At 38.6% G+C, this 25,010-nt stretch carries 20 protein-coding genes, 1 tRNA gene and 5 pseudogenes; 16 read left to right on the top strand and 10 right to left on the bottom strand.

Annotated elements, in window-relative coordinates:
* Positions 1-15 precede the first annotated feature (15 nt).
* Both AC2IP4_RS03920 and AC2IP4_RS03915 read right to left on the bottom strand, forming a co-directional pair.
* Positions 16-1,473, bottom strand: coding sequence for a protein adenylyltransferase SelO (locus tag AC2IP4_RS03920; protein WP_486310569.1), 1,458 nt, complete (start codon positions 1,471-1,473; stop codon positions 16-18).
* 110 nt (positions 1,474-1,583) lie between these two features.
* Positions 1,584-1,660: transfer RNA gene (locus AC2IP4_RS03915), tRNA-Arg, on the bottom strand.
* Positions 1,661-1,924: 264 nt separating this feature from the next.
* Here AC2IP4_RS03915 and folD point away from each other — a divergent pair.
* The 4 genes from folD (at position 1,925) to AC2IP4_RS03895 (ending at position 7,777) form a co-directional block, all read left to right on the top strand.
* On the top strand, positions 1,925-2,782 hold the full coding sequence (gene folD, locus AC2IP4_RS03910; RefSeq protein WP_486306662.1) for a bifunctional methylenetetrahydrofolate dehydrogenase/methenyltetrahydrofolate cyclohydrolase FolD: 858 nt from the start codon (positions 1,925-1,927) through the stop codon (positions 2,780-2,782).
* A gap of 188 nt (positions 2,783-2,970) precedes the next feature.
* On the top strand, positions 2,971-4,905 hold the full coding sequence (locus tag AC2IP4_RS03905; protein ID WP_486310568.1) for a PrkA family serine protein kinase: 1,935 nt from the start codon (positions 2,971-2,973) through the stop codon (positions 4,903-4,905).
* A 77-nt stretch (positions 4,906-4,982) separates the two neighbouring features.
* A complete protein-coding gene (locus tag AC2IP4_RS03900) occupies positions 4,983-6,251 on the top strand; it encodes a YeaH/YhbH family protein (RefSeq protein ID WP_375320963.1) in 1,269 nt (422 codons plus the stop codon).
* Positions 6,252-6,259: 8 nt separating this feature from the next.
* Entirely contained in the window at positions 6,260-7,777 is a 1,518-nt protein-coding gene (locus tag AC2IP4_RS03895) for a SpoVR family protein (RefSeq protein WP_105055151.1), read from the top strand.
* Between the two features lie 100 nt (positions 7,778-7,877).
* Here the strand turns inward: AC2IP4_RS03895 and AC2IP4_RS03890 are convergent, their stop codons facing one another.
* The gene (locus tag AC2IP4_RS03890; protein WP_486310567.1) at positions 7,878-10,106 is read right to left on the bottom strand and encodes an NADP-dependent isocitrate dehydrogenase; all 2,229 of its coding nucleotides are present in this window, start codon (positions 10,104-10,106) and stop codon (positions 7,878-7,880) included.
* Between the two features lie 170 nt (positions 10,107-10,276).
* Here AC2IP4_RS03890 and AC2IP4_RS03885 point away from each other — a divergent pair, with 170 nt between their 5' ends.
* Together AC2IP4_RS03885 and AC2IP4_RS03880 are read left to right on the top strand one after the other, a co-directional pair.
* Entirely contained in the window at positions 10,277-10,897 is a 621-nt protein-coding gene (locus tag AC2IP4_RS03885; protein ID WP_105055153.1) for a pseudouridine synthase, read from the top strand.
* Positions 10,898-10,997: 100 nt separating this feature from the next.
* The gene (locus AC2IP4_RS03880) at positions 10,998-11,171 is read left to right on the top strand and encodes a hypothetical protein (RefSeq protein WP_105055154.1); all 174 of its coding nucleotides are present in this window, start codon (positions 10,998-11,000) and stop codon (positions 11,169-11,171) included.
* A 90-nt stretch (positions 11,172-11,261) separates the two neighbouring features.
* Here AC2IP4_RS03880 and AC2IP4_RS03875 read toward each other — a convergent pair whose 3' ends face one another.
* The 3 genes and pseudogenes from AC2IP4_RS03875 to AC2IP4_RS03865 all read right to left on the bottom strand — a co-directional run.
* A complete protein-coding gene (locus AC2IP4_RS03875; RefSeq protein WP_060991489.1) occupies positions 11,262-11,534 on the bottom strand; it encodes a hypothetical protein in 273 nt (90 codons plus the stop codon).
* Positions 11,535-11,595: 61 nt separating this feature from the next.
* Complete coding sequence (locus AC2IP4_RS03870; protein WP_486310566.1) at positions 11,596-11,931, bottom strand: TehB family protein; 336 nt, start codon at positions 11,929-11,931, stop codon at positions 11,596-11,598.
* Positions 11,930-12,685 (bottom strand): annotated as a pseudogene (locus AC2IP4_RS03865) (ferredoxin--NADP reductase); the annotation flags it as partial. The pseudogene AC2IP4_RS03865 and the gene AC2IP4_RS03870, both read right to left, overlap by 2 nt.
* Between AC2IP4_RS03865 and AC2IP4_RS03860 the strand changes: the two are divergent.
* From AC2IP4_RS03860 to purB, 4 genes and pseudogenes are all read left to right on the top strand, one after another.
* A pseudogene (locus tag AC2IP4_RS03860) lies at positions 12,612-13,168 on the top strand (AAA-type ATPase lid domain-containing protein); the annotation flags it as partial. The pseudogenes AC2IP4_RS03865 and AC2IP4_RS03860 sit on opposite strands and share 74 nt — an antisense overlap.
* A gap of 117 nt (positions 13,169-13,285) precedes the next feature.
* On the top strand, positions 13,286-14,410 hold the full coding sequence (gene mnmA, locus AC2IP4_RS03855) for a tRNA 2-thiouridine(34) synthase MnmA (RefSeq protein ID WP_486310565.1): 1,125 nt from the start codon (positions 13,286-13,288) through the stop codon (positions 14,408-14,410).
* A gap of 11 nt (positions 14,411-14,421) precedes the next feature.
* Positions 14,422-15,039 (top strand): high frequency lysogenization protein HflD, encoded by a 618-nt coding sequence (gene hflD, locus AC2IP4_RS03850; RefSeq protein WP_375320966.1) that lies wholly within the window; start codon positions 14,422-14,424, stop codon positions 15,037-15,039.
* Positions 15,040-15,106: 67 nt separating this feature from the next.
* On the top strand, positions 15,107-16,477 hold the full coding sequence (gene purB / locus AC2IP4_RS03845; RefSeq protein ID WP_375320967.1) for an adenylosuccinate lyase: 1,371 nt from the start codon (positions 15,107-15,109) through the stop codon (positions 16,475-16,477).
* Between the two features lie 66 nt (positions 16,478-16,543).
* On the opposite strand, the gene AC2IP4_RS03840 is transcribed toward purB, so the two are convergent.
* The gene (locus AC2IP4_RS03840; RefSeq protein WP_375320968.1) at positions 16,544-17,401 is read right to left on the bottom strand and encodes an AraC family transcriptional regulator; all 858 of its coding nucleotides are present in this window, start codon (positions 17,399-17,401) and stop codon (positions 16,544-16,546) included.
* 165 nt (positions 17,402-17,566) lie between these two features.
* Between AC2IP4_RS03840 and AC2IP4_RS03835 the strand changes: the two genes are divergently transcribed.
* On the top strand, positions 17,567-17,764 hold the full coding sequence (locus tag AC2IP4_RS03835) for a hypothetical protein (protein ID WP_375320969.1): 198 nt from the start codon (positions 17,567-17,569) through the stop codon (positions 17,762-17,764).
* Between the two features lie 63 nt (positions 17,765-17,827).
* On the opposite strand, the gene AC2IP4_RS03830 is transcribed toward AC2IP4_RS03835, so the two are convergent.
* Positions 17,828-18,256 carry a hypothetical protein gene (locus AC2IP4_RS03830; RefSeq protein ID WP_375320970.1) on the bottom strand — a complete coding sequence of 143 codons (429 nt, stop codon included), beginning with the start codon at positions 18,254-18,256 and terminating at the stop codon, positions 17,828-17,830.
* Between the two features lie 269 nt (positions 18,257-18,525).
* On the opposite strand from AC2IP4_RS03830, the gene AC2IP4_RS03825 reads away from it, so the two are divergent.
* The 5 genes and pseudogenes from AC2IP4_RS03825 (at position 18,526) to AC2IP4_RS03805 (ending at position 23,415) form a co-directional block, all read left to right on the top strand.
* Entirely contained in the window at positions 18,526-20,619 is a 2,094-nt protein-coding gene (locus AC2IP4_RS03825) for a methyl-accepting chemotaxis protein (protein WP_375320971.1), read from the top strand.
* A 291-nt stretch (positions 20,620-20,910) separates the two neighbouring features.
* A pseudogene (locus AC2IP4_RS03820) lies at positions 20,911-21,131 on the top strand (tripartite tricarboxylate transporter substrate binding protein); the annotation flags it as partial.
* Positions 21,124-21,330: pseudogene (locus tag AC2IP4_RS03815) on the top strand (tripartite tricarboxylate transporter TctB family protein); the annotation flags it as partial. The pseudogenes AC2IP4_RS03820 and AC2IP4_RS03815, both read left to right, overlap by 8 nt.
* 16 nt (positions 21,331-21,346) lie before the next feature.
* Positions 21,347-22,093 (top strand): annotated as a pseudogene (locus AC2IP4_RS03810) (tripartite tricarboxylate transporter permease).
* 125 nt (positions 22,094-22,218) lie between these two features.
* Entirely contained in the window at positions 22,219-23,415 is a 1,197-nt protein-coding gene (locus tag AC2IP4_RS03805; protein ID WP_105055164.1) for a DEAD/DEAH box helicase, read from the top strand.
* A gap of 192 nt (positions 23,416-23,607) precedes the next feature.
* Here AC2IP4_RS03805 and AC2IP4_RS03800 read toward each other — a convergent pair whose 3' ends face one another.
* On the bottom strand, positions 23,608-24,498 hold the full coding sequence (locus AC2IP4_RS03800; RefSeq protein ID WP_375320972.1) for a patatin-like phospholipase family protein: 891 nt from the start codon (positions 24,496-24,498) through the stop codon (positions 23,608-23,610).
* 34 nt (positions 24,499-24,532) lie between these two features.
* The gene (gene ybaK / locus AC2IP4_RS03795; protein WP_486306665.1) at positions 24,533-25,003 is read right to left on the bottom strand and encodes a Cys-tRNA(Pro) deacylase; all 471 of its coding nucleotides are present in this window, start codon (positions 25,001-25,003) and stop codon (positions 24,533-24,535) included.
* Between the last annotated feature and the right edge of the window lie 7 nt (positions 25,004-25,010).

Below are 25,010 nucleotides of genomic sequence, written 5' to 3'. Positions count from 1 at the left end.
GCTGCTTTATTATTTTTATGAGGAGCAACTAATCTCCATTTTCTTACCCCATTCGGGAGGTAATTGGGCATATTTTTCAAACTCTGTATGCTCATCAAATGGCTTTTCTAGTAATAACGATAATATTTCTAACTCACTAAAATCGCCCTGTTGAGCTTTATCAATGGCCTGCTGCGCCAAATAATTTCTCAGTATGAACTTAGGATTGACACTTCTCATTCGCTCACAACGGGAGTCTGCACTGTCCTCTTCCAATCCACAACGAGTTAAGTATAGATCTACCCACAAGGTTGCCGCTTCTCGATCAACAAACAGGTCTACGACAGTTTGTTTTTCTTTACTATCCAAATAAGAAAGTGAACGCATAAATCGAGTGTAATCCACTGCATTTTGCGACAACAACTCAAACATTGATTCAAATAATCGACTATCCCCTTCTTGTTTAGAATAAAGCCCTAACTTATCTCTCATTAACTGGTTAAAGTAACCATGAAGTTGTGTTTCATATTGAGCTAAAGAATATTCTAAATCCGATTTCTCCATTAATGGAGAAAGAGAATGTGCTAAAGCTGATAAATTCCATAAGCCAATTCTAGGTTGCTGGTTAAAGGCATAACGCCCCTGATAGTCAGAATGATTACAAATATAATTTGGCTCATAATCATCAAGAAAACCAAAAGGACCATAATCAAATGTTTGACCTATAATCGACATATTATCAGTATTCATTACCCCATGAGCAAACCCTACCGCCTGCCACTGTGCAATCATAAAGGCAGTACGGTCAACAATCTCATTAAACATAGCTACATAAGGTTTATCTGACTCAAGACAATCAGGAAAGTGCCATTCAATCACTTTATCTGCGAGTAATTTTTGCTCTGCAAGTAAATTGCTATAAAACAAATGCTCAAAATGTCCAAATCGAACATGAGACTCTGTCGCTCTAATTAATAATGCTCCCGTTTCATACCCTTCACGAAAAACAGCAGTATCACTTGTCATCATACCCAAAGCTTGGGTGGTTGGAATATTCAATCCTGACATTGCTTCGCTACACAAATATTCTCTGATAGTCGAACCTAATACAGCACGCCCATCGCCAGTACGAGAATAAGGCGTGCGCCCTGCCCCTTTTAAATGAAGTTCAAAACTTACCCCTAATTTATCAGTAATTTCACCTAGCAAAAGTCCTCGACCATCTCCCAGGTCAGGATTGTAGCTACCAAATTGATGCCCTGCATATTTCATCGCTAAAGGATAAAAAACAGAAGGAAGGTTTTCGCCTGAAAATGTCGATAACAACTCAGGTTTATTATCAGGGTTCAACGGTAATCCAAACTGCTCAGCCAGCCTTTTATTCCACATAACCCAACGACTATTATCCAGCGGACTTGGGGTGACATGAGTAAAGAAACAGGAAGGTAATTCAGAATAACGGGTTGTAATTGAAAAAGCGTTCCAAAAAGACATTTGTACATTCCATTAACGAACAATAATGTAACGCTAGCATATTGATAAATGATATGACAGAAATGAAAAAAGCCGCATTAACCATAATGGTTAATGCGGCTTTTTCAATTTGGTACGCCCTGAAGGATTCGAACCTTCGACCACCTCCTTAGAAGGGAGGTGCTCTATCCAGCTGAGCTAAGGGCGCTCTATGGGGTAGGATTATACGAATATCCGAAATCAGATCAATCCTTTTCTTATCATTATCTTACCGAATGCTGAAAAAAAGGACAGATCGTGCATTGTTTGATCTAAACTCTGGCTTAAAATCATCTTTTAGACGAAAAATAAATACCAATACAATATACAAGTATATTAAACACCAAAAAGCAATCGTTTGCGTTATAGCAATTACTTTTTGTTTCTGCGACAATACGCAGGTCAATCAGTATTAGACCGCTAAAGGAACACTATGACCGCTCAAATTATCGATGGAAAACTTATCTCCCAAACTGTTCGCTCAGAAGTTGGGGCTCGCGTTAAAGCTCGTGTAGAAGCCGGATTACGTGCTCCAGGGCTAGCCGTAGTATTAGTAGGACAAGATCCCGCTTCTCAAGTTTATGTCGGCAGTAAGCGTCGCGCGTGTGAAGAAGTCGGCTTTATTTCAAAATCTTATGATTTACCAACAACGACAACAGAAGCTGAATTACTGTCTATTATTGACACATTGAATCAAGATGCTGAAATTGATGGTATTTTAGTTCAACTTCCTCTTCCTGCTGGAATGGATAGTACTAAAATCTTAGAACACATTGACCCTGAAAAAGATGTTGATGGTTTCCACCCATATAATGTAGGTCGTTTATCTCAGCGAATTCCAAAATTACGCTCATGCACACCAAAAGGCATTATTACTCTTCTTGACCGTTACAATATTCAAGTTCGTGGTATGCATGCCGTTGTTGTTGGTGCATCTAATATTGTTGGGAGACCAATGACATTAGAATTACTACTTGCAGGCTGTACCACCACCACTTGTCATCGATTCACCAAAGATCTTGAGCATCATATTCGTCAAGCCGATCTGGTTGTAGTTGCAGTAGGTAAACCTAACTTCATACCTGGAGAGTGGATAAAAGGAGGTGCTGTCGTGGTCGATGTAGGTATTAATCGCTTAGATAGCGGCAAACTTATTGGTGACGTTGAGTATGATGTTGCAAAAACAAAAGCAAGCTATATCACTCCAGTACCTGGAGGTGTTGGCCCAATGACTGTTGCTAGCCTAATTGAAAATACATTACTGGCTTGCGAGCAATACCACTGTAAATAAACAAATCAAATAATAAAAATATCAATAGGCAAGCTTTTTAAAGGTTCGCCTTTTTTATACCTGCGCGCTGCCACATTTCTCACTTAATTTTTATTCTATTTTCAGTTTTTTCTTGGACAAAATAAGGGTTTAGTTACTAACCTTAGATAAGAACGATTTGGAACTATGGACGACAAGAGGAAATGGATATGAGTATTTTTGACCACTATCAAGCCCGTTATGAAGCAGCAAAAGATGAAGAAATATCACTGCAGGATTTCTTGTCATTATGTAGTAACGACAAAAGTGCTTACGCAAATGCAGCAGAAAGACTTCTTATCGCTATTGGCGAACCAGAAGTAATCGACACTGCACTTGATCCTCAGCTGAGTCGTATTTTTTCTAATCGTGTCATCTCTCGCTATGAGACCTTTAAAGACTTCTATGGTATGGAGGAGCCAATTGAACAAATTGTTTCTTACCTTAAACATGCCGCTCAAGGCCTAGAAGAGCGCAAACAAGTGCTTTACCTATTAGGCCCAGTAGGTGGCGGTAAATCATCATTAGCTGAAAAACTAAAAAGCTTAATGCAGAAATTACCTATTTATGTATTAAGTGCTAATGGAGAACGAAGCCCTGTCAACGATCACCCTTTCTGTTTATTTGATGTCACAGAAGATGGCGAGTTACTAAAAAAAGAATACGGTATTGAGCCTCGTAACCTACGTTCAATAATGTCTCCGTGGGCAGCAAAACGATTACATGAATTCGGTGGCGACATTACCAAATTTAAAGTAATCAAAGTGCACCCATCAATTCTCGACCAAATAGGGATAGCCAAAACAGAACCAGGGGACGAGAACAATCAAGATATTTCATCTCTTGTTGGTAAAGTAGACATTCGTCAATTAGAGCATTTTGCCCAAGATGACCCTGATGCTTATAGTTATTCAGGCTCCTTATGTAAAGCCAATCAAGGTTTAATGGAGTTTGTAGAGATGTTTAAAGCACCAATCAAAGTGCTTCATCCTCTACTAACGGCAACACAAGAAGGTAATTTTAACGGCACAGAAGGATTATCAGCTCTGCCTTTTGATGGCATGATTTTAGCTCACTCAAATGAATCAGAATGGCAGTCTTTCCGAAATAATAAAAACAATGAAGCCTTTTTAGATAGGGTTTATATCGTAAAAGTCCCTTATTGTTTACGTGTTTCAGAAGAAGTTAGAATTTACCAAAAACTGCTTGAGCATAGTGAACTTTATCATGCCCCTTGCGCCCCTAGTACCTTAGATATTTTGGCTCAATTTTCGATATTGTCTCGCCTTAAAGATCCAGAAAATTCATCACTGTTCTCTAAAATGCGCGTTTATGATGGTGAAACATTAAAAGATACTGACCCAAAAGCCAAAAGCTATCAGGAATATAAAGATTTCGCAGGTGTTGATGAAGGAATGTCAGGCTTATCAACTCGATTTGCCTTTAAAATCCTTTCTCGCGTATTTAACTTTGATCAAGCGGAAGTTGCAGCAAACCCTGTTCATCTTTTCTATGTCATTGAACAACAAATTGAGCGAGAACAATTTGCTCAAGACATTGCCGACAAATACACCGAATTTGTCAAAGGCTTCTTAGTGCCTAAGTATGTTGAGTTTATCGGTAAAGAAATTCAAACCGCTTATCTCGAGTCTTACTCTGAATATGGCCAAAATATCTTTGATCGCTATGTAGTCTACGCTGATTTCTGGATCCAAGATCAAGAATATCGAGACCCAGATACAGGTCAATTGTTTGACCGTTCAGCCCTTAATGATGAACTAGAAAAAATAGAGAAGACCGCAGGGATAAGTAATCCAAAAGATTTCCGAAACGAAATTGTAAACTTTGTTTTGCGAGCCAAAGCGAATAACAATGGTCAAAACCCAACATGGACAAGCTATGAGAAGCTACGTGTTGTTATTGAGAAAAAAATGTTCTCAAATACCGAAGACCTGCTACCTGTTATTTCATTTAACGGCAAAACATCCACTGATGATCAGAAAAAACACGACGATTTTGTCGCTCGAATGATGGAAAAAGGCTACACCAAAAAACAAGTTCGCTTACTGGCGGAATGGTACTTACGTGTACGTAAATCTTCATAATAAAACTCTTTTATTTTCGAGATTATGTTGCAGCTCATTACTTAATGAGCTGCCCCTAGCAAAATAAGGGGTAACTAATGGCTCAATTTATCGATAGAAGATTAAACGGGAAAAAGAAAAGTACCGTTAATAGACAGCGCTTTATTCGCCGTCATCAAGAACAGATTAAACGCGCCGTTTCTGATGCCGTTAATCAACGTTCAGTTACAAATATAGAAGACGGTGAAAGTATCTCTATTCCTAAGGGAGATATATCTGAGCCTGTTTTTCATCAGGGCCAAGGAGGAATAAGAGAACGGATCCTTCCTGGTAATGACCAATTCATTAGAGGCGATAAAATTGAACGCCCACAAGGTGGCAGTGGCGGCGGAGCTGGTGACGGTGATGCTAGTGCAGATGGAGAAGGCGAAGATGAATTTAGTTTCCAAATCTCCAAAGATGAATATCTGGATATCCTATTTGAAGAACTTGAATTGCCTAATTTAGAAAAGAATCAAGTTCAAAAAATTACAGAGTGGGAAACTCACCGAGCAGGCTACCAAACGGCGGGCGTCCCTTCTAATATCGATATTGTCCGCTCATTACAGCAATCCCTTGCGCGTAGAACGGCCATGACGGCAGGAAAAAAACGCCTACTTTCTGAATTAGAAAAAGAGTTAGAGGAGATTAAAAACAGCGAACCAGCTCAACCCCTTTCTGTACGTCAAATGAAAGAAGAAATCGAAACATTACGAGAAAGAATTAAGCACGTGCCTTATATTGATTCTTTTGATTTACGTTATAAAAACTATGAACGCACCCCTATCCCATCAAGTCAGGCTGTCATGTTCTGTTTAATGGACGTTTCTGGCTCAATGGATCAAGCAACAAAAGATATCGCGAAACGATTCTATGTACTGCTTTACCTTTTCCTTACTCGTACTTATGAAAATGTCGAGGTCGTTTTTATTCGCCATCACACTCAAGCAAAAGAAGTTGATGAGCATGATTTTTTCTACTCCCAAGAAACGGGAGGCACAATGGTATCCAGTGCATTAAGACTAATGAAAGAGGTGATTGCTGAACGATTCCCTGTCAATGAATGGAATATCTATGCTGCACAAGCGTCTGATGGGGATAATTGGGCCGATGACTCACCAAAATGTAAAGAGTTACTTACCTCATCGATTCTCCCTTATTGTCAGTATTACTCTTACATTGAAATAACCAAACGTCACCATCAAACCTTGTGGACTGAGTATGAAAAACTTACCCAAGGATTTGATAATTTTGCGATGAAAAACATTCGCTCAGTTGAAGATATTTATCCTATTTTCAGAGAGTTGTTTCAAAAACAACTGGCTTAGGAGGCACTATGAAAAGGAAAGCTATGCTACCTGATGGGCCAGATTGGACCTTTCAAATATTAGAGCAATATCATGTAGAGATAAAAAAGGTCGCACAACACTACCGCCTTGATACTTACCCTAATCAGATTGAGATAATCACGGCTGAACAAATGATGGATGCCTACTCTAGCGTAGGTATGCCAATCAACTATCATCATTGGTCTTTTGGTAAAAAATTTATCCAAACAGAACAAAATTATAAACACGGCCAAATGGGCTTAGCGTATGAAATTGTTATTAACTCATCGCCGTGTATTGCCTATCTAATGGAAGAAAACACCATAACAATGCAAGCCTTGGTAATGGCTCATGCGTGTTATGGACATAACTCTTTTTTTAAAGGAAATTACCTTTTCCAAACATGGACAGACGCCAGCTCTATTGTTGATTACTTACTGTTTGCTCAACAATACCTAACTCAGTGTGAAGAAAAGTACGGTGCAGATGAGGTAGAAAAAATCCTCGACTCTTGCCATGCATTAATGAATTACGGTGTTGATCGCTATAAACGTCCTGAGAAAATTTCTATCGCAGAAGAGAAAATCCGTCAAGAAGACAGAGAGTCTTACCTTCAATCTCAAGTCAATGATCTATGGCGAACCGTACCAAAATCAAAAGAAGAAAACAGCGAAGAAAAAATACGATTCCCTTCTGAGCCTCAAGAAAATATTCTTTATTTTATTGAAAAACACGCTCCATTACTTGAGTCATGGCAACGAGAAGTCGTCAGAATCATAAGAAAAATCAGCCAGTATTTTTACCCTCAAAAACAAACCCAAGTAATGAATGAAGGATGGGCAACCTTCTGGCACTACACTATTTTGAACCATTTATATGATGACGGACTCGTCTCTGAAAAATTCATTTTAGAATTCTTACACAGCCATACAAATGTCGTAGCGCAACCAGCTTACAATAGTCCTTATTACAGTGGCATTAATCCATACGCGTTAGGCTTTGCTATGTTCCAAGACATCCGCCGAATTTGCGAAGAACCGACAGATGAAGATAAAGAATGGTTTCCTGAATTAGCGGGGAGTGACTGGCTTGATGCTGTCCATTTTGCAATGCATAACTTCAAAGATGAAAGCTTTATTAGTCAGTATTTATCGCCAAAGCTTATTCGTGAATTTAAATTATTTTCAATTCTAGATAACGATAAAAATAAGCATATTGAAGTCAACGCAATTCACGATGAAACAGGCTATCGAGAAATAAGAGAAAAGTTAGCGGCTCAATATAATCTAAGTAATTTAGAACCTAATATTCAAGTATGGAATGTGGATGTGAGAGGAGACCGATCTTTAACACTCCGACATATCCCTCACAATAGAATTCCATTAGATAAGAGTCATGCTGAAGTAATGAAACATTTACACCGTTTATGGGGATTTGATGTCGTACTTGAAGAAGTTATCTCATTTAATCGCGCAGAGATTATTTCTTCTTGTCCAAAGCGTAATTATTACAATACCAGTATTTAATACTTAACCTAACTATTACATATACAAAAAAGCCTTGAATTATCACTACTTCAAGGCTTTTCATCTTAACCGCGCTTTATTATAAAGACGTTATTCGATATTAAATTGAAGCTAGCGCCGCATTCAATGTCGCGCTTGGGCGCATCTCTTTTGCAGCAAGTTCTGCGACGGGTTGGAAATAACCACCTACATTACCAGCAACACCTTGTGCCGCATTTAGCTCATCAACAATCTTAGTTTCATTAGACGTTAATGTTTCAGCTACAGAACCAAAGTAAGCTTGAAGATCTGCATCTTTCGTTTGTGTAGCAAGTTCTTGCGCCCAATACATTGCCAGGTAGAAATGGCTACCACGGTTATCTAATTCACCAACACGACGTGATGGTGATTTGTTCGTTTCAAGGAACTTAGACGTTGCCGCATCAAGCGTATCAGCAAGAATCTGTGCTTTTGTATTACCTGTCGTGACACTTAAATGCTCAAACGATGCTGCCAGTGCTAAAAACTCACCTAAAGAATCCCAACGTAAGTGGTTTTCTTTTTCAAACTGCTGAACATGTTTTGGGGCAGAACCACCTGCGCCAGTTTCAAACAAGCCACCACCATTCATAAGCGGTACAATAGACAACATTTTCGCGGACGTACCAAGCTCTAAAATTGGGAATAAATCCGTTAAGTAATCACGTAACACATTACCTGTTACAGAAATCGTATCTTCGCCTTTGATAATACGCGCTAACGTATAATCAGTCGCTTCTACTGGCGATAGAATTTGAATATCAAGACCTGTGGTATCATGATCGGCAAGATAAGTGTTCACCTTCTTAATCAGTTCGGCATCATGAGCACGATTAGCATCAAGCCAGAAAATAGCTGGAGTTCCCGTTGCACGAGCACGATTTACTGCCAATTTAACCCAATCTTGAATTGGTGCATCTTTTGCCTGACACATACGCCAGATATCGCCTTCACCTACCGAGTGTTCAATCAGTGCAGTACCAGTACCATCAATCACTCGAACAGTACCCGCTTCAGGAAGAATAAATGTCTTATCGTGAGAACCATATTCTTCTGCTTTTTGAGCCATTAGGCCTACGTTTGGTACTGACCCCATTGTTGTCGGGTCAAATGCACCATTCGCTTTACAGAATTCAATAACAGCTTGATAAACACCCGCATAACAACGATCAGGAATCATTGCTTTAGTGTCTTTTAACTGACCATCTGGACCCCACATACGACCCGAAGTACGTAATGCAGCAGGCATAGATGCATCAATAATTACATCACTTGGCACGTGAAGGTTAGTAATACCACGGTCTGAATCAACCATAGCAAGCTCAGGTTGATATTCGTAAACCGCTGCTAGATCCGCTTCAATCGCTGCTTTTTCAGCATCTGGCAGTAAGACTATTTTAGTGTAAACATCGCCTACGCCATTGTTAGCATCAACACCCAGTTTTTCAAAAGTTGCTGCGTGTTTTGCAAATACATCTTTATAGAAAACCTTAACGGCATGACCAAAAATAACAGGATCTGATACTTTCATCATGGTTGCTTTCATGTGTAAAGAAAGCAATACGTCTTCTTCTTTCGCTTTTTTGATTTCAGTTTCGAAGAATTCAACTAATGCTTTTTTACTCAGGCAAGAACCATCAATGATCTCTTTATCTTTTAGCGATAAGCCTTCTTTAAGAACGGTAACATCGCCATTTTCAGAAACAAACTCAATAGTAACGTTTGTTGCGCCATCAATCGTTACTGATTGCTCACTTGAGTAAAAATCGCCTTCACTCATGCTTGCAACGTGTGACTTAGAATCAGCAGACCAAGCCCCCATTGAGTGTGGGTTATTACGAGCGTATTGCTTAACTGCACCAGGCGCACGGCGGTCAGAGTTACCTTCACGTAATACCGGGTTTACTGCCGAGCCTTTAATTTTATCGTAAACCGCTTTAACGGCTTTTTCTTCATCTGTTTTTGCTTCTTCTGGGTAGTTAGGCAGAGCATAGCCCTTCGCTTGAAGCTCTTTGATTACAGCATGAAGCTGAGGAATTGACGCACTGATGTTTGGAAGTTTAATGATATTTGCTTCTGGCGTTTTTGCTAATTCGCCAAGCTCTGCTAATGCATCACTAATACGTTGTTCTTCGGTTAAATACTCAGAAAAGTTAGCAATTACACGACCAGCAAGTGAGATGTCGCGTGTATCAACGTCAATATCCGATGACGCTGCAAATGCTTGAATAATTGGAAGAAGTGAATGTGTCGCCAGTGCTGGCGCTTCATCAGTGATGGTATAGATAATCTTAGATTTTTGCGTTGTCATTTAATTTCCCTATTTAATCCACAAAACCCACAACAAAACGTATAATGAGTTTTGTAATTTACCGACTTTATTTTTATTAGTCTCTTGTTTCACGCGCGTACTATAGCGAAAAGCGGCGAACTTTAAAACTAAACACCACAAAAGCTTTACAATTTTGCAAGGTAGTTAACATGACATTCAAGCGTTCTCCAAATTGGAAAAAACCGGCCTTTAAGAAAAAAAACACCCAAAAGCCACGCCCTGCGCCAAAAGATCGTAAAGTCCTTATCTTTAATAAACCTTTTGATGTACTGAGTCAATTTACCGATGACCAACATCGTCAGACTCTCGCAGATTTTATTTCAGTAAAAGACGTTTATGCCGCTGGTCGCCTCGATCGCGACAGTGAAGGTTTATTAATTCTAACTAATGATGGTGTGCTTCAAGCTCGCTTAACACAACCAGAATCTAAGTCCCCAAAAACATACTGGGTACAAGTAGAAGGTGCACCAACAGAAGACGATTTAGAAAAACTTCGTCAAGGTATTGAGTTAAAAGATGGTATGACTCTTCCTGCTAAAGTTGAAATTATCGACACTCCTGATTTATGGGAGCGTAATCCTCCCGTTAGATTTCGTGCTGCCATTCCAACAACATGGATAGCACTTACCATTATTGAAGGACGTAACCGCCAAGTTCGTCGCATGACTGCACATATTGGGTTTCCGACATTACGTTTAATCCGCTATTCAATGGGGGAGTGGACTATTAAGGATGTCCCTCATGGTGAATGGAAAGAAGTCTCACTTTAGAGCAACAGATTCAAATGTAAAAAATAAGTTAAAAACAACTGTCCGTTTGAGGTTTTTTAACTTAACATAAAGAAAACACGAGAAGAATAAAGGAATAAATATGAACATAATCATCAAGGTAGCAGGGATTGCTAGCGTATTATTTTTAAGTGCTTGTGCTCCTGCAGATAGAGAAGACATTAACTCTGTTGAATTAACAAATGAGCACTATGATAATCAAGAAAAACAGCAACAAAACTGCATGTTGACAGGTGAAATTGGTTGCGCAAACTAGGCATACTGTAATATAAAGAAGGGCTAATAGTATTAATACTATTAGCCCTTCTTTATTTCTAATACCAATTACACGCAATCGTTATTACGATTATTCATCACCCATAAAACTCATGTCTGGTAATGACTCTAAATTTTCTTTATAACGCTTTTGGTTAAATTCAGCGCCATTCTTCATCACATCAAACACTTCAACAGCCAAAGCGCACGCCATCATTTCAATCGCATCTTCACGAGGATTACCCGTCATAACTAGACGCATTAGCGTCTCTTTTACTGCGATTGGGCTACCGTCTTCAATTTGATTCTTTACGGTTTCGATCAGTGTTTCTTCCGTCATGAAATCGTCTTGTTGGTCTGTCATCTTACTTCTCACTTAATAATTTCGCCTACTATGCCATAAATGAAAAAAAGAGTGTTCATAATTATTTCGTGTTAAACATTTTCTTTCCGCTTTTATCTTGATCTGACCAGAAATTAATGTTGAATTGAGCATCATCACTTAATTCGACTCTATGCCAGTATTGAGGAGGGCTTGTTGCAAATTGTCCTGCATTAATAACGACTTTAACTTCAGGCTCAGTAGCCTCTGAATCTGCAAAACCATAATAAGTCACCACACCTTCCATAACGCATATCTGACCAAACACTTCAGCAGCCGTATTATGGTGAGAAAGCAATGCATCAGGGACGTTGTCTTTAGTAAAAAACAGGGTAGATCGTTGGATTGTCCAATTTTGTGGGATACGTAAATGACTCATAATAATTCTCCGAACTAAACTGCCCTATTTTTCTACGCAGATGTTTATTGAACCCTAGTTCTTGTAACACATTTGATGTGTCTTTAACCATGTTTGGATTGCCACAAATGTATAAGAAACTATGCGTTGTACTAAGCTGACATTTGGCGTTGTGTTCAAGCTCCCCATTGAGCAACAAAGACGGGATTCGTCCACATAAAGTTCCGGTGACATGTTCTCTAGAAATAATTGGGACATAATGGAACCTCTTCTCATATCGATTAAGTAATGATTGAATACGTTCTTGATAAATTAATTCAGACTCTGTTCTCACGGCGTGAACAAGTACAATATTTTTAAATCGTGTACCTAATGAAGGCGTTTCTAATATTGAAATAAATGGCCCAATAGCCGTTCCTGTTGATAATAGCCATAAATCATCCACATTTTGAGGGACTTCATCCGTAGTCATAAAACCTGCCGCCTCATTACCAACAAAAATTTCATCACCCGAGTTAAGCGATTGAAGACGAGGAGATAACTCTCCACTGTCATCAGCGATGATCAGAAACTCCATCTGTTGGTGTCCTTTAGCCTGCTTTGGGTTATTCACAATGGAATACGCCCTTCTAACCCAACCACCATTTTCATCAGGTAATGCTAACTTGGTAAATTGCCCAGCTTGATACGCTTTAATTGGTGCTTCCACAAATAAAACCTTGAGTGAAGAAGTAAAAAATGGGCACTTTAGAGCGGACTTGTACCATCGTCTCAGTGTGTTTCCTATTTTTGTGCCACCACTGAGAGACAGAGATAATGACATCACCTTACTTACTGGTTATTTTACCGAAAAAAGCCGCATTAAATTAGGCGGTTCGAGTATACGTATTACCCCTGAAACCATCGCGTTACTTAATGCTTACTCATGGCCCGGAAATATTCGAGAATTAGAACACGTCATTAGCAGAGCTGTGGTGCTTTCTAGAGCACAAAGTAATGATTCTGATTTGATACTCAATCCAGTACATTTCGCTATAAAAAAAGACACTCATGCTAAAAACAAACTGATTGAAAAAAAAGACAGCATAAATCTTGAAAACACAACAGATTTACGTTCTGCTACTGATGAATTTCAAGCTACTTTAATAAAAAAACATACCTAGAGCAGCAACAAAATTGGGCATCAACAGCACGAGTCTTACAGCTTGATACGGGAAATTTACATCGTTTAGCGAAACGCTTAAATTTAAAGGGCTAAATCAACATAAATAACCCTAATTTCACAGATATAATTATGTGATTTTAGTCTCGGATCTGTCCCCAGCATATTCTTTCTGTTAGAATCTGCCTCAAGTTTTATTAGTGGTGTTAAAGAATGTCAGACAACAGCCAAAAGAAAGTCATCGTCGGTATGTCCGGTGGTGTAGATTCTTCAGTATCAGCCTATCTACTTCAGCAACAAGGATACCAAGTTGAAGGTCTTTTCATGAAAAACTGGGAAGAAGACGACAACGAGGAATATTGTACCGCTGCCGAAGATTTAGCCGATGCACAAGCGGTGTGTGACAAATTAGGTATTCACCTTCACACTATTAACTTTGCTGCTGAATATTGGGACAACGTTTTTGAATATTTCCTAGAGGAATACAAAGCGGGTCGTACGCCAAACCCAGATATTCTTTGTAATAAAGAAATCAAATTTAAAGCTTTCTTAGAATTTGCAGATGAAGTTCTAGATGCTGATTTCATCGCTATGGGCCATTACGTTCGTCGTACTTTCCCAACAGCTGAAGAAGTTGCTAATGGTGCTAAGCCAGAAATGCTTCGTGGTTTGGATTCAAACAAAGATCAAAGCTACTTCCTATACACATTAAGCTCAGATCAAGTATCTCGTAGCTTATTCCCTGTAGGCGAATTAGAAAAACCAGAAGTTCGCCGCATTGCTGAAGAGCAAGATTTGATCACAGCGAAGAAAAAAGATTCTACTGGTATCTGCTTTATCGGTGAGCGTAAATTCACTGAATTTTTAGGCAAGTACCTACCAGCACAGCCTGGTAACATTGAAACACCAGAAGGCAAGGTCATTGGCCAACACCAAGGTTTAATGTATCACACACTTGGTCAACGTAAAGGTCTACATATCGGCGGTTCTAAAGGCGGCGGCGGTAATGAAGACCCATGGTTTGTTGGCGAGAAAGATTTAAAACGTAATGTGCTAATTGCAGTTCAAGGCAAAGATCACCCATTACTGAAATCTCAAGGGTTATTAGCGTCTCAACTTCATTGGGTTGATCGCACGCCGATCAAAGCCCCATTGAGCTGCACAGTAAAAACACGTTACCGTCAAACGGATATCCCTTGTACTATCATCCCTATCGATGATGAAAACATTAAAGTGATCTTTGATGAAGCACAAATTGCGGTAACTCCAGGTCAATCTGCAGTTTTCTACTTAGGTGAAGTTTGCCTAGGTGGCGGTATTATTGAAGAGCGTATTTAAGGAGCCCAAACGTGGCGAACACTTTATTTGACAGAACCATTGCATTTGCTGGCATTTGCCAAGCGGCAAGCTTAGTACAAAAAATGGCGAAAGATGGACACTGTGATCAAGCTGCGTTTGATACTGCTATTCAATCTATTTTAGAAACCAATCCAAATAATACCGTTGCGGTATACGGCAATGAAGCCAATTTGCGCATTGGTTTAGAATGTCTAGTTCGAGATTTTGATAACACGCCTGCAGGCAGTGAATTAACTCGTTACTTAATCAGTTTAATGGCATTAGAACGTAAACTAGCTGGTCACCGAGATGGTATGAGCAAGCTTGGGGAACGTATTGGTACTATTGAACGTCAACTTGAACATTTTGACATTCATGACGAACAAATGCTCAGTAATATTGCCAGTATTTACTTAGATGTGATCAGCCCAATGGGACCTCGCATTCAAGTCACTGGCACACCGTCTATTTTACAACAACCAATGACACAACATAAGGTTCGAGCATTATTACTTTCTGGTATTCGCTCAGCCGTACTATGGCGTCAAACGGGGGGCAAACGCCGCCACTTAATTTTTGGTCGTAAAAAGATGGTTGAGCAAGCAAAAATTATTTTAGCTCGAATTTAAAATTAAAGCCTGTTTATAATAAGCAGGCTTTATCCACTAACCTTTATTACACATCTAGGAGATTTACATGGAATTGTCAGCATTAACTGCTGTTTCACCTGTAGACGGTCGCTACGGAAGTAAAACAATTTCTCTACGCAGCATCTTTAGTGAGTACGGCTTACTGAAGTATCGTACTGTTGTTGAAGTTCGTTGGCTTCAAAAATTAGCAGCCACGCAATCGATTGCGGAAGTGGCTACATTAAGCGCAGAAGCGAATCAATTCTTAGATGACATCGCAGTAAACTTCAGCGAAGAAGATGCTATGCGTATCAAAGACATTGAGCGCACAACTAACCACGATGTTAAAGCTGTTGAATATTTCCTAAAAGAAAAAGTAGCTGACGTTCCTGAGCTTCATGCTATCAATGAATTCATTCACTTTGCATGTACTTCAGAAGACATCAACAACACATCTCACGCTCTAATGCTTAAAGAAGCTCGTGATACGGTGATTCTTCCTGAAATCCGTAACGTTATTGATGCTATCAAAGCACTAGCTAACGAATACCGTGATGTTCCTCTTCTTTCTCGTACACACGGTCAACCAGCTTCTCCATCAACAATGGGTAAAGAAATGGCTAACGTTGCATACCGTATGGAACGTCAATACAAGCAAATCGAAAACGTTGAAATCTTAGCAAAAATCAACGGTGCTGTAGGTAACTATAACGCTCACCTTTCTGCTTACCCAGATGTTGATTGGCATGCATTCAGCGAAGAGTTCATCACTGAATCTCTAGGTGTAACTTGGAACCCATACACAACTCAAATCGAACCGCATGACTACATTGCTGAGCTATTTGATGCGATTGCTCGTTTCAATACTATCCTACTTGATTTTGACCGTGACGTTTGGGGCTACATTGCTCTTGGCCACTTCAAACAAAAAACGATTGCAGGCGAAATCGGCTCTTCAACAATGCCGCATAAAGTTAACCCAATCGATTTTGAAAACTCTGAAGGTAACCTAGGTCTTGCTAACGCTATCTTTAGCCACCTAGCACAAAAACTGCCTGTCTCTCGCTGGCAGCGTGACCTAACTGACTCTACGGTTCTTCGTAACCTAGGTGTTGGTTGTGGCTACGCTATCATTGCATACACATCGACTCTAAAAGGCATTAGCAAGTTAGAGATCAACCGTGCTGCACTTGAAGCTGAGCTAGATAAAAACTGGGAAGTTCTTGCAGAACCTGTACAAACAGTAATGCGTCGTTACGGCATCGAAAAGCCATACGAAAAACTAAAAGAACTGACTCGTGGTAAACGTGTAGACGGCGAAGGCATGCGTGCATTCATCGACGGTTTAGAAATCCCTGAAGACGAAAAAATTCGTCTAAAAGAGATGACACCAGCAAACTATATCGGTCAAGCTATCGAGCTAACTGACAAGCTGTAATTTTACAGTGAAGTATTATTAAGGCTGACATAGTGTCAGCCTTTTTTTATGTCTTTCATATCAAAACTAAAAACCACTAAACTTCTTTCTATATTGATTTGGCGTCAGGTGTTTATAATCCTTAAACAAGCGGTTAAAATTAGTTTGATTTCTATACCCCACCTGCTCTGCCACAATTCCAATAGGTAAACGGCTGTGAGTCAGTAAATTAGCCGCATGATTTAATCTGAATTTTTTCAAATATTGACTAAAACTTTCACCAAAATGTGATTGGAATAGTCGATGGACAGTGCTTTCACTTGCGCAAAGGTGATTGGCAACATTCAGTAATGTAATTGTATTTTGGTAGTTATCATCAATATACTTACAAACAAGGTCAATTTTCTCTTTTCCTTCTTTATCTATCGCTTCTTGCTTTGAAAATAATTGAAGTTGCTTAGTCTCTTTATCTGAACATAGACAACCTAATATCTGCATTAAATATCCAAGATCATCAAAGACCGAACCTTTAAATAACTTCCTTATTAATTGATAAACATCTTCTGCTGTGGATTTTGAAAAACACAGTCCATTACTAGAACGTTTTAATAATTCAGCCATTCTCCTTAATTCTGTACAACTAAATATCATGTTTTCAACCCAATCTTTTGGTAGCCAAATGATATGAGACTCACACTGACGTTCATTATTTTCATCTAATAACTCAATAGCATGTGGCATCTTAGGGGGAATTAACCATAACGTATTATTTTCTATTTCTCCTTCAAAATGACCAACCATTCCTTGTGCATTATTTTTTCGAAACAAAACAAGTTCATATTCATGATGAAAGTGCCAATGATAGCTTTTTTCAACACCATCAATCTTTTTATAACGCCAAGATGAGCCTAGTCGGATGGGTACTCTTTCAAGATTCGCTTTCATCAATGAACCTCCGCTGCTAAATAGTGTTACAACCTGCCTAAATAGTACTATTTATTGGAAAGTTAAATAGTCATTGATGGAAAAGTATTAAAAACAGATAAGTTAATGCTCTTTTTATCATTTTCTCTTCTTACTATAAAAGCATACAACGAAGAGGATTATGTTATGAATCGAATAAAAGCAATAATCAACCAAGCAATTGAGAATAACCGTAAAGAATGGATAGCATTAATTACTTATGGATATGGGGCTCACTATAGTTCTACATGGCACTATTTTGGTTACCAATCCAAATACGCATACACAATGGATCTTCAACAAAATTTACAACAGTTACCAACACTCTCAAATGCACATTCATAAAAAAAGCGCCAACATAAATACAATTATGTTGGCGCTTAAACTATCGATGTAAACAATAATAAATTACATCACGCACGCTTGCATTTCTTTTGCACTTTCAATGCCCTTTTCAATCAAACTTTGTGCTTCTTGATTTGAGATCGTCGACATTACTTTGTTCATTAGTTTTTCAGCACTTGATTCTGATGATGCTTCAATTAAGCAGCTGTAAGCATTGGCTATGTGCTCTTGAACTTCAACTAATGCTTTAGGATTGCTGTAATCTGCATTTAGTGCCTCATCGATCGATTCAGCAAACTCCGTCGCCGAATCAGCAGCATCACCAAATTGTTCAATATTTAACACATCCAGATCTACTGACTCTAATTTGGATTGTGCCATATCAACAGCCTTGTTTGCTGCATCTTGTGCGTTATCAATCGCTTCACTGGCATCATCACAACCAACCAAAGCAACGGTAAATAACAAAGGCATCAATAGTTTTTTATTCATTCTTTTTCTCACTATAAATTTACGAATATAAACAATGCCAATCAAAATAATACTTACTAGCATTGGTACAAAGCAGATTAACAGAAAATAACTTAATCAAGAGATTTATCATATACCTTAAAGATTATAAATAAATATAAATTACCCTTTATGAACTCAATCTGAACATTTTATAATTTTTATCCTAAAACCGCTCTATTTACCCTAATGAATATTTATTTTTAGTCGATAAGTAATTCTATAAAACTATTTTTATCATTAGGGGCATTATGTTTAAATCAATCAAAACACGTATCGCGATTAGCGCAGGGCTTGCCATATTTATCACATTAAGTACGGCTATGTTTTTTACAACCGTTTCTTATGATGAGGTAAATAAAGAAATCACAAAGCATGTTTCTGACCAACTTGTTGAAAATATTGATTACAAATTACTGTCTATTGCTAACCAACAAAGTGCCGAACTGAATGGCCTTTTCTCTCCTGTTATTAGTAATTTAAAACAACTTCAATCATTACTAGAATTATCAAATCAACACCAATCTAATGCCAGCCTTCTTATCGAACAATTTATAGCTTCGTTAAAAATTCAAAATAAAAGCGTTTTTGCTGGCTACATGGTTTGGGAAAAAGAAAATTTTATCAAAGACAATTCCGAATTGACCCAAAAAGCGGTAAATAAAAACGGTATTTTATCTCCATTCTTTTCACCAATTGACTCTAGCTTTGAAGCCTTAGGGATGGATAGCTTTAACAATACCGCTTTAAACAATAATGGTGAGCGTATTGATGAATGGCATTTAGCGCCGTTTGAATCAGGTAAAAGCTTTGTAATGGAACCTTATTATTACAATGTAAGAGGCAACGAAGAGTTAATTACTACGATTAGCTTACCATTACGACACAACAATGAAATTGTTGGCTCTGTTGGGTTTGATTGGTCAATTAAAAGCTTCCAGAAAATCAGTAAAAAAGCGGCTCAAGGAATAGACATTCCTCAAGCGGTCGTTTCTATTTCTTCATGGAACGGTACTTTATTATCTTTTAGTCAAGATGGGGAACTTGTTGGTACAAAAGTAAAAAAAGAATTTGCTCAAAACTGGAGCGAGATTCAACAAGACGCGATAACAAAAAAGACATTTTTAAAAGATATTGGTCCATATAAAACGGCTATTTCCACAATAAATACAGGTTCTAAACCTTGGATCGTTATCGTTTCTATTCCTTCAGAAACATTGCAGAAAGAAATTACTGACTTTAATTCACTAAGCACTCAGCTAAGTGATGACGCACTTTCTAATGGTTTATTAAGTGGTTTAGTTTCATCGATTATCGGTATTTTCATCATCTTTATTTTAGCGAAACAAATTGGTGCTTCTTTAACGAACCTAACGTCTCGTTTTGAAAATATCGCTCAAGGCGATGGTGACTTAACTCAACGAATTGAAGTCACATCTAAAGATGAAATTGGTCAATTGGCTTTCTGGTTTAATACTTTTATCGAGAAAGTTCAAGGCACCCTTCATAATGCAAAAGATACGGCAGAGTTGGTCTCTCAATCATCAATGAATACCATGGCTGAAACTGAGAAATCACAAATTAAGCTACAAAATCAAGTGAATGAAGTCACTCAATTAGCGACCGCTATTAATGAAATGAGTGCAACAGCTCAAGAGGTTGCCTCGTCTGCATTACAAGCAGCAGCAGCTGCAAGTCAAATTCAAGTAAGCAGTGAAGAAAGTCAAAAAATAATGAACAATGCTGCAGCTTCTGTTGAAGAGCTGGCGCAATTCATTAATGAGGCTCAAGAGCAAGTAGTAAACCTAGCTGCATCAAGCAATGGCATTCAAAAAATTCTAACTGAAATTGGTGGTATTGCAGAACAAACAAACTTATTGGCATTAAACGCTGCTATTGAAGCCGCTCGCGCTGGTGAGCAAGGGCGTGGGTTTGCAGTTGTTGCTGATGAAGTGCGTAACCTAGCAAGTCGTACACAAAGCTCAACTCAAGAAATTAATAACATGCTTGTGATACTACAACAAAATACTCAAAGTATTGTAACGGTGATGGATAATAGCCAAAAGCAGGCATTATCAACTAAAGAAGAGACTGTGATTGCACAAGATAATCTAAAAGAGATTAGCTCTGCTATTTTGGTTGCTAATGATATGAATAATCAAATAGCTTCCGCTGCAGAAGAGCAAAGCTCGGTTTCAGAAGAGATTAATCGTAATGTAACCAGCATAAATGAAGCCGCTAACGAGGTTCTTTCAGATATGCATACGTCATTAAAAGATACAGAAGCACTCACTAAAGAAAGTCATTCATTAACTCAGAAACTGAGTGAATTTAAGACTCAATAACCTAAAGTAGCGCAAGACACACAATAAACTTAAGCCATGCATTTTCTTATTGCATGGCTTTTTTACTTATAAATACTATGATGAACTTTATGAACAAAACCCCCTTTATGTTCTAAATACTCATTATTTCCCCTATCTAGTCAAACCCACCCCGAAGAAATAACATTTACACCACAACCAAGAAAAGCAGTATATCTCTGAAAGATAACAGCTCATAGAAGCTGCACCCCCTACTCTCAAGTTTCATATCGCAACGACAGAGAAATTTGGACACATAAGGAAATATTACTTATGCTTACTTCATTTAAAAAACAGATCACAGCGTCAATGATTGCAGCCTCTTTTGCTATGTCAGGATCTGCGTTCGCCGCCGAACTTGAAAAATCCATTTTATTATTCCAGGTGGTGGCGACGGTAAAGCTATTGCTCATTTAATTGAAACTGCAGAGCGCCAACCAGATACATTAATGGTCAACTCAACGCCTATCGTGATCCGATCGTTAAGTGGTGTTGTATGGCATTGGTTTAATATGGCTCGGTTTTGTTCTAGCTACAAGCCTATTTTTACTGGCAGGGTTCTATCTTTTAGGCGAACGTCGTAAACCCATTTTATTTGGCGCCTCGTTTCCTTTCGTTACTGGATTCTGGCTACTTCTTACCAAAGGTTTGGATATCTATCTAGAACCTGGTTATCTTTTTCTTGCTTGGTAAACCCTAGGACTTAATTATGTTAGATGGAATTTTAGCAGGCTTATCAACAGCGATTATGCCAACCAACTTGATGATGGTGATGATCGGCTGTTTTGTAGGTACATTCATCGGTATGTTGCCGGGTCTTGGCCCTATTTCTGTCATTGCCTTAATGCTCCCGATGAGCTACGGACTTGATCCAGCATCAGGTATGATCTTAATGGCGAGTGTTTATTATGGCGCCGTTTTTGGTGGGTCTACCTCATCAATATTGATCAATGCACCAGGCTGTTCTTCAACTGTGGTTACTGCCTTTGATGGTTATCCAATGGCACAAAAAGCTCTGGCTCTTGCTGCTTACTCTTCTTTCACTGGCGGTACACTGTCAGCAATCATGCTAGGTGCCCTTATTGCTTGCGATACCAAGAACCGTATTGATGCCAATGGTTTTATTCTTCTCAATCACAGGGGTTTATTTAGTCTCTTTTAATACAATTGATGTTTTCATCATGATCTTAATTGCGATGGTCGCTATTGCGCTTCGGCTAGCTAACTTCCCCCTCGCCCCCTATTATTTGGCTTTATCTTGGGTGGAATGATGGAAGAGAACTTACGTCGAGCATTAATGATCAGTGATGGTGAGTTAAGTTTCTTATGGGAGCGTCCAATTACCTTTACCTTTACCTTTACCTTTACTGCAATCGCAGCCATCGTACTAATCCTTCCAATGGTACTGACATTCGTTAATAAAATTATCCGACCTAAGTTCGCGGTAAAATCGTAATCAATTAATTTAATCGTCTACACATAGGCGCCAATACTGAGGATAGTATTGGTGTCTATTTCCTCTGCTGCCATTTCTTTTTTTCATGCTACAATCCCCTTCTATTCATATATCTGAGATTTCACATGCCATTTTCCAAACTTGGGTTAAGCGATCCAATTTTAAAAGCCATCGACGAACTGGGTTATAAAGCCCCAACTCCAATTCAAGAAAAAGCCATTCCCGTTGCGCTTACTGGAAAAAACCTAATTGCAGCCGCGCAAACAGGTACAGGTAAAACAGCCAGTTTTGTATTACCAATTTTAGAAATCCTCAGCGAAGATCCAACTAAGGTTCGTGCTAAACGTATTCGTGCATTAATTTTAACGCCGACACGTGAGCTAGCGATCCAAGTTGAAGATAATATTCAAAAATACAGTAAGCATATCGATATTAGTTCACTGGCTATGTACGGTGGCGTTGATTATAAAAATCAAAAAGAACGTCTGATTGAAGGGGTTGATGTATTAGTTGCCACTCCTGGCCGTCTTCTTGATATGTACACACAACGCGCAATTCATTTCGATGAAATTGAGATTTTAGTTCTTGATGAAGCTGATCGTATGCTCGATATGGGCTTTATTGAAGACATCAATAAAATCATCGAACGTTTACCTCTTGATCGCCAAAACATGTTGTTCTCTGCAACACTGTCTGATCAAGTCCGTTTTTTAGCGAAAACGGCTGTAAACAACCCAATTGAAATTACGATTTCGCCAAAAACGACATCTGCACCACAAATTGATCAATGGCTAACGACCGTTGATAAAGACAGAAAATCAGCACTACTTAGCCACTTAATTTCAGAAAATCAGTGGGACCAAGCTCTGATCTTTATTGAAACAAAACATGGTGCAGCAAAATTAGTTAGCCAACTAGAAAAGCGTGGCATTAAAGCTGAAGCATTTCACAGTGGCCGCAGCCAAGATGCACGAGCAAAAGTATTAAATGACTTTAAAGAAGGCAAATTGCAATATTTAGTGGCAACTGGCATTGCTGCTCGTGGTATTGATATTGACGAGCTAACACGTGTTGTTAACTATGATTTACCTTTCCCTGCTGATGATTATGTTCACCGTATCGGTCGTACTGGTCGTGCTGGTGCAAAAGGTGAGGCTATTTCATTTGTTTCTAAAGACGATTTTAAAAACTTATGCATGATTGAAAAACGTCTTGGTCACTTAATTATTCGTAAAGAAATTGAAGGCTTTGCACCACGCAAAGAAGTGCCAATTTCTATTTTGAACTTTAAGCCTACCAGAAAGCCTGCTCCAAAATTTTAATCGCAGCTTTAGTTATACCAATCACAGTAAGTAAGTGGTCAGAAATAACGCAGGAAAAATGCTTGAGAACAAAGCGCAATTATTTACTACGATTGGTATTAGACCACTAAATTAAAAAACGCCCATACTTTTTACTAAAAAGAGAAGTGAAAAGTATGGGCATTTTTGTATCTATGTGTTGATTAAGAAGATTTATAACAGATGTTTTAATGCATGCTCTGCTCTTTCATACCCTAAATCAATCATCTCTGCAGTGCGTTCAAATTCAAACGTTCCACACGCATCTCTTACTATTTCAACGGTAATATCAGGCGGGTAAGCCGCAAGCTTTTGTCTTGCAATGGTACTTTGCATCGCATCAAATGCTTGATTTGCAATATCGTACATACCTAAATCAATTCTCGAAGTTTTTGCCGTCAAGGAACCAAAATAATCACTGATCTTTCGATGAAAAGACGTTTCCTCTTCTGATTCACTGTCTGATATATCAACGTTAACTTCTTTAAAATCATCGAGTTTATGCGTGAGTTCACCAGCAAGGTTTACCGCTAAGGTAATATCTGAATGGTCTCCAAACGTAGGGGCAATAGGGACAGGGTTTAATACACCACCGTCAATTAATGTTTTACCATTAAATTCTATCGGCATTAAATATAAAGGTAACGAAATAGATGCTCTAATCGCTTGTAATAATGAACCTTTCTGTAACCAGACTTCTTTTTCATTACTGATATCTGCGGCAACAGCTGTATAAGGAATAGCAAGATCTTCAATTTTCAAGTCACCTAGAATATGCCCCAGACGATTCATGACTTTCTCACCTTTAATTAGCCCACCTTTACCCCAGTTAAAATCCATTAAAGAGACAATGTCTAATTTTGTTATGGTTCGCATCCACGCTTCAAATTCATCGAGTTTTCCGGCTGCATACACACCACCAATAACAGTACCAATCGAGCAGCCAGATACAGAGACAATCTCAAAATCATGCTCTTCTAACCAACGAATAACACCAATATGAGCAAGCCCCCTTGCTCCACCACTGCCTAAAACCAGTGATACTGTTTTTTTACTCACAGCCATTCTCCCTGCCAAATAATACCAACCCGCGCGACTATTATTCTGCTTTAATATCCATAAATTGTGCGTTTAATACTTGTTGTAAATCTTTTGGTGCAAACCCTATATCCAAACCTCTTTTACCACCACTAACATATATGGTTTTATGTAATTCAGCACTGATATCAATCACCGTTTTTAAGCGCTTCTTTTGTCCAATTGGACTTACTCCGCCCATCACATACCCTGTCGTTTTTTGCACTAGAGTAGGATCCGCCATTTTCGCTTTTTTTCCACCGGCAGCTTTAGCAATTAATTTCATACTTAAATGATCCGCTACAGGAATAACACCGACAACCAACTCTTTTTCATCAACTTGAACTACTAAGGTTTTAAATACCTCTTCATGAGGTAAATTTAATTTCTCTGCGGCTTCTAATCCATACGCTTGAGCTTTAGGATCATGATGATACTCAAGCACCTGATGTTCTATTTTTGCTTTCTTTAATAATTTCGTTGCTGGTGTCATGGTGCAT

This window comes from Aliivibrio thorii, from assembly GCF_057368585.1.
The sequence above is the reverse complement of the archived record's forward strand: the minus strand, read 5'-3'. Positions and strand labels throughout refer to the sequence as shown.